We start from the raw sequence: 4,369 nt of genomic DNA, 5'->3' as shown, positions 1-4,369 counted from the left end.
TGCCATCGTGTCTCTTCCTGCCTTCAATCGTCATCCCGGCGAGGGCCGGGATCTCCCTCCGCGGGAGTGTCACTTATAGCACGGGACCCCAGCTTTCGCTCGGGCAACGTGAAACGGATTATAGCGCTTCGGCGCCCGCGATGATCTCCACCAGCTCGGTGGTGATCGCCGCCTGGCGGGTGCGGTTATACTGAACGGTCAGCCGGTTGATCGTATCGCCGGCGTTGCGGGTGGCATTGTCCATCGCGTTCATCTGCGCGCCGTAAAAACCCGCCTGATTTTCGAGCAGGGCGCGATAGATCTGGATGGCGACGTTGCGCGGGAGCAGCTCGGCGAGGATCGTCTCCTCGTCGGGCTCATAATCCACCGCCGCCGAGGCCGCCGCGACGGGACCGTCGTTGGCGGGTTTCGTGACGGCTGCCGGAATGAGCTGCACCGTCTGCGGGATCTGCACGAGCGCCGATTGAAACTTCGAGAAGATCAAATGCACGACATCGAACTCGCCGGCGTCGAAGCGCGCGATCAGATCGCGGCCGATATCCAGCGCGTCCGCGAAGGCGGGCTTCTTCGCATGGCTCATGTCATGATCGGCGACGATCATGCCGGGATACATGCGGCGCAGCACCGGACGGCCCTTGCGACCGACGATGTAGAAGCGGACCTTCCTGCCCGCGGCGATCAGCTCGTCCGCCTTGATCCGCGCGGCGCGCACGATATTCGAATTGAAGCCGCCCGCAAGGCCCCGCTCGCCGGTCGCGACGACGAGCAGGTGCACGTCGGATTTGCCCGTACCGGCCAGCAGCTTCGGCGAGGAGGCGCTGATCGTGACGCGCGAGGCCAAGCTCGCCATCACCGATTCGAGCCGCTCGGCATAGGGCCGGCCCGCCATCGCCTGCTCGGTCGCACGGCGCAGCTTGGCCGCGGCGACCGTCTTCAGCGCGCGCGTGATCTTCTGGGTCGACTTGACCGAGGTGATCCGGACCTTGAGTGCTTTGAGGCTGGCCACGTGTCCCTGTTTCTTTCCTACCTATCGTCATGCCGAACTTGATCCGGCATCCCGCTTCTGTTTCCGCAACGGTTGAGAAGCGGGACCCCGGATCAAGTCCGGGGTGACGGTTGGTTCTATCTTACGCGAAAGTCTTGCCGAACGCGTCGAGCGCCGCCTTCAGCTTGCCCTTGGTATCGTCGGTAAAGTCCTTGCTGTCGCGGATGACCCCAAGGATGTCGGCATGGTCCGAGCGCAGATAGGCGAGCATCTGGGCCTCGTAGCGCACGACATCGGATACGCCCACCGGATCGATGAAGCCGTTGGTGCCCGCATAGATCGACGCGACCTGCTCCTCGAACGGCAGCGGCTGGAACTGCGCCTGCTTGAGCAGCTCGGTCAGCCGCGCGCCGCGTGCGAGCAGCTTCTGCGTCGAGGCATCGAGATCGGAGCCGAACTGCGCGAAGGCCGCCATCTCGCGATATTGCGCGAGCTCCAGCTTGATCGATCCCGCGACCTTCTTCATCGCCTTGGTCTGCGCGGCCGAGCCGACGCGGCTGACCGACAGGCCGACGTTGATCGCGGGGCGGACGCCCTGGTAGAAAAGATCGGTCTCGAGGAAGATCTGGCCGTCGGTGATCGAAATCACGTTGGTCGGGATATAGGCCGAAACGTCGCCCGCCTGCGTCTCGATGATTGGCAGCGCGGTCAACGAACCGTTGCCGTTGTCGTCGTTCATCTTCGCGGCGCGTTCGAGCAGGCGCGAGTGGAGATAGAAGACGTCGCCGGGATAGGCTTCGCGGCCCGGCGGACGGCGCAGCAGCAGCGACATCTGGCGATAGGCGACCGCCTGCTTGGAGAGATCGTCGTAGACGATGACCGCGTGCATGCCGTTGTCGCGGAAATATTCGCCCATCGCGCAGCCGGTGTAGGGCGCTAGGAACTGGAGCGGCGCGGGTTCCGACGCAGTCGCGGCGACGACGATCGAATAGTCCATCGCGCCATTCTCTTCGAGCGTCTTGACGAGCTGTGCTACCGTCGAGCGCTTCTGCCCGATCGCGACATAAATGCAGTAGAGCTTCTTGCTCTCGTCGTCGCCCGCATGCGCGGCCTTCTGGTTGATGAAGGTATCGATCGCCACCGCCGACTTGCCCGTCTGGCGATCGCCGATGATCAGCTCGCGCTGCCCGCGTCCCACCGGCACCAGCGCGTCGAGCGCCTTGAGCCCGGTCTGCACGGGCTCATGCACCGATTTGCGCGGGATGATGCCGGGCGCCTTGACCTCGACGCGGCTGCGCTGATCGGAGACGATCGGCCCCTTGCCGTCGATCGGATTGCCAAGGCCATCGACGACGCGGCCGAGCAGCCCCTTGCCGACGGGCACGTCGACGATCGTGCCGGTGCGCTTGACGATATCACCTTCTTTGATCTCCGAATCCGAGCCGAAGATCACGACACCGACGTTATCGGCCTCGAGGTTGAGAGCCATGCCCTGCACGCCGTTCGAGAATTCGACCATCTCGCCCGCCTGGACATTGTCGAGCCCGTGGATGCGCGCGATGCCGTCGCCGACCGACAGCACCGAGCCCACCTCGGACACTTCGGCCTCGGTGCCGAAGTTCGCGATCTGGTCGCGAATGACCTTGGAGATTTCTGCGGCGCGGATTTCCATGTTCAGCCTTTCCCAGACGGCGTTGTCGCCGTCATCCTTTCATTGCGGTCGCGAGTGCGTTCAATTTGGTGCGGATCGAGCCATCGATCTGACGGCTGCCCATCTTGACGATCAGCCCGCCGAGGATCGCGGGATTGACCGAAGCGTCGACCGAAACCTCGCTGCCGACCATGCTCTTCAGGCGCGCCTTGAGCGCCGCCATCTGGCCGTCGTCGAGCGGGTGTGCGGTGACGACCTCGGCCGTCGTCTCACCGCGATGGCGGGCGGCGAGCGTCTGGAAATCGCGGATGATCTGGGCAAGCGTCGCCAACCGACGGTTTTCCGCGAGCACGCCCAGGAAACTGGTCGTGACCGGATCGAGCTTCAGCGCCCCGGCAACCGCCGTGATCGCCTTGCCGGAGTCGGCCCGGCTGATCATCGGGCTGATCGTCAAGGCCTTGAGATCGGCCGATTCGGCCAGCGCCTGCTTCACCGCCGCGAGGCTGGCGCCGACCGTGTCGAGCTGGGCTGAATCGCGCGCCAGTTCGAACAGCGCCGTCGCGTAGCGGCCGCTGAGGCTCGCCTGTATGCCGCCGGAATGCTCCACGTGGGCGTCCTATCCCCTTGCTTGATTTGTCGCCCCGGCCCAGGCCGGGACCGGCAGGGCGGGGCAAAGCGGGCCGGGCCGGATCGGCCGCCCCTTTGCGTTCGCGGGCCGGTTAGCAGGGGGCTCTTCGCGATGCAAGGCGGCGGCGCGGGCTTTGAAAGCAAGCCACGGGATGCGCGGCCGCGCGGCCTTGTCTATTCATGAAACATGGAAAAGCCTTCGGAGATCGATACCGACGCGGCATGGGCCGCCGTGATGACGCGCGATCGTCGCGCCGATGGCCGGTTCGTCACCGGCGTTCTCACCACCGGCATCTATTGCCGTCCATCCTGCGCGGCGCGCCACCCCCGGCGCGAGAATGTCCGTTTCTTCGGCGATGGCGCGGCGGCGCGGGCGGCGGGCCTGCGCCCCTGCCTTCGGTGCAGGCCGGACGGGATCTCGGAGGATGCGCAGGGGATCGCCCGCGCCATCGCGCTGATCGAAACGAGCGATATGCCGCCCACGCTGGAAGCGATGGCGGCCGCGGCCTGCTATAGCCCCCATCACTTCCACCGGCTGTTCAGGCGCGCGACCGGCGTCACCCCCGCCGCTTATGCCCGTGCGTTGCGCGCGAAACGCGCGGAGGCGGCGCTCGCCGGGGACGGCAGCGTGACCGAGGCGCTCTACGATGCCGGCTATGCCGTGCCGTCGCGCTTCTACGCCGACGCGCGCGGCCGGCTGGGGATGACGCCGTCGGCGTGGCGTGCGGGCGGGCGCGGCGTCACGATCCGCTGGGCAGAGGCGGAGACCAATCTCGGCGCCCTTTTGGTCGCGGGAACGGACAAAGGCATCTGCCGGGTAGCCTTCGGCGAGGACGAAGCGGACTTGCGCACCCGTTTCCCCGAAGCGATGATCGAGCGCGGCGGAGCCGATTTCCTGGCGCTCGTCGAACGGGTCGCGCGCTTCGTCGCCGCGCCCGGCCTGCTGATGGATCTGCCGCTCGATGTGCGCGGCACCGCCTTTCAGGAAGCGGTGTGGAGCGCGCTCGCCCGCATTCCGCCGGGAGAAACGCTCAGCTATGCGGCGCTGGCCGCGCAGGCGGGCGCGCCGGGCGCGGCCCGCGCGGCGGGATCGGCGTGCGGCAAGA

General features: G+C 66.5%; 4 protein-coding genes. 1 reads left to right on the top strand and 3 read right to left on the bottom strand.

Annotated features, from left to right (window positions below; genetic code table 11):
* Positions 1-118: 118 nt before the first annotated feature.
* The 3 genes from HUU94_RS11665 to HUU94_RS11655 form a co-directional block, all read right to left on the bottom strand.
* A complete protein-coding gene (locus tag HUU94_RS11665; RefSeq protein WP_174275243.1) occupies positions 119-1,006 on the bottom strand; it encodes a F0F1 ATP synthase subunit gamma in 888 nt (295 codons plus the stop codon).
* Positions 1,007-1,127: 121 nt separating this feature from the next.
* The gene (gene atpA / locus HUU94_RS11660; protein ID WP_174275242.1) at positions 1,128-2,657 is read right to left on the bottom strand and encodes a F0F1 ATP synthase subunit alpha; all 1,530 of its coding nucleotides are present in this window, start codon (positions 2,655-2,657) and stop codon (positions 1,128-1,130) included.
* Positions 2,658-2,688: 31 nt separating this feature from the next.
* Entirely contained in the window at positions 2,689-3,243 is a 555-nt protein-coding gene (locus tag HUU94_RS11655) for a F0F1 ATP synthase subunit delta (protein ID WP_174275241.1), read from the bottom strand.
* 207 nt (positions 3,244-3,450) lie between these two features.
* Here HUU94_RS11655 and HUU94_RS11650 point away from each other — a divergent pair.
* A partial coding sequence (locus tag HUU94_RS11650) for a bifunctional transcriptional activator/DNA repair enzyme AdaA (RefSeq protein ID WP_254602169.1) occupies positions 3,451-4,369 on the top strand: 919 nt, incomplete at its 3' end.

This window comes from Sphingomonas bacterium, assembly GCF_903644055.1.
Classification (GTDB): domain Bacteria; phylum Pseudomonadota; class Alphaproteobacteria; order Sphingomonadales; family Sphingomonadaceae; genus Sphingomonas_I.
The sequence above is the reverse complement of the archived record's forward strand: the minus strand, read 5'-3'. Positions and strand labels throughout refer to the sequence as shown.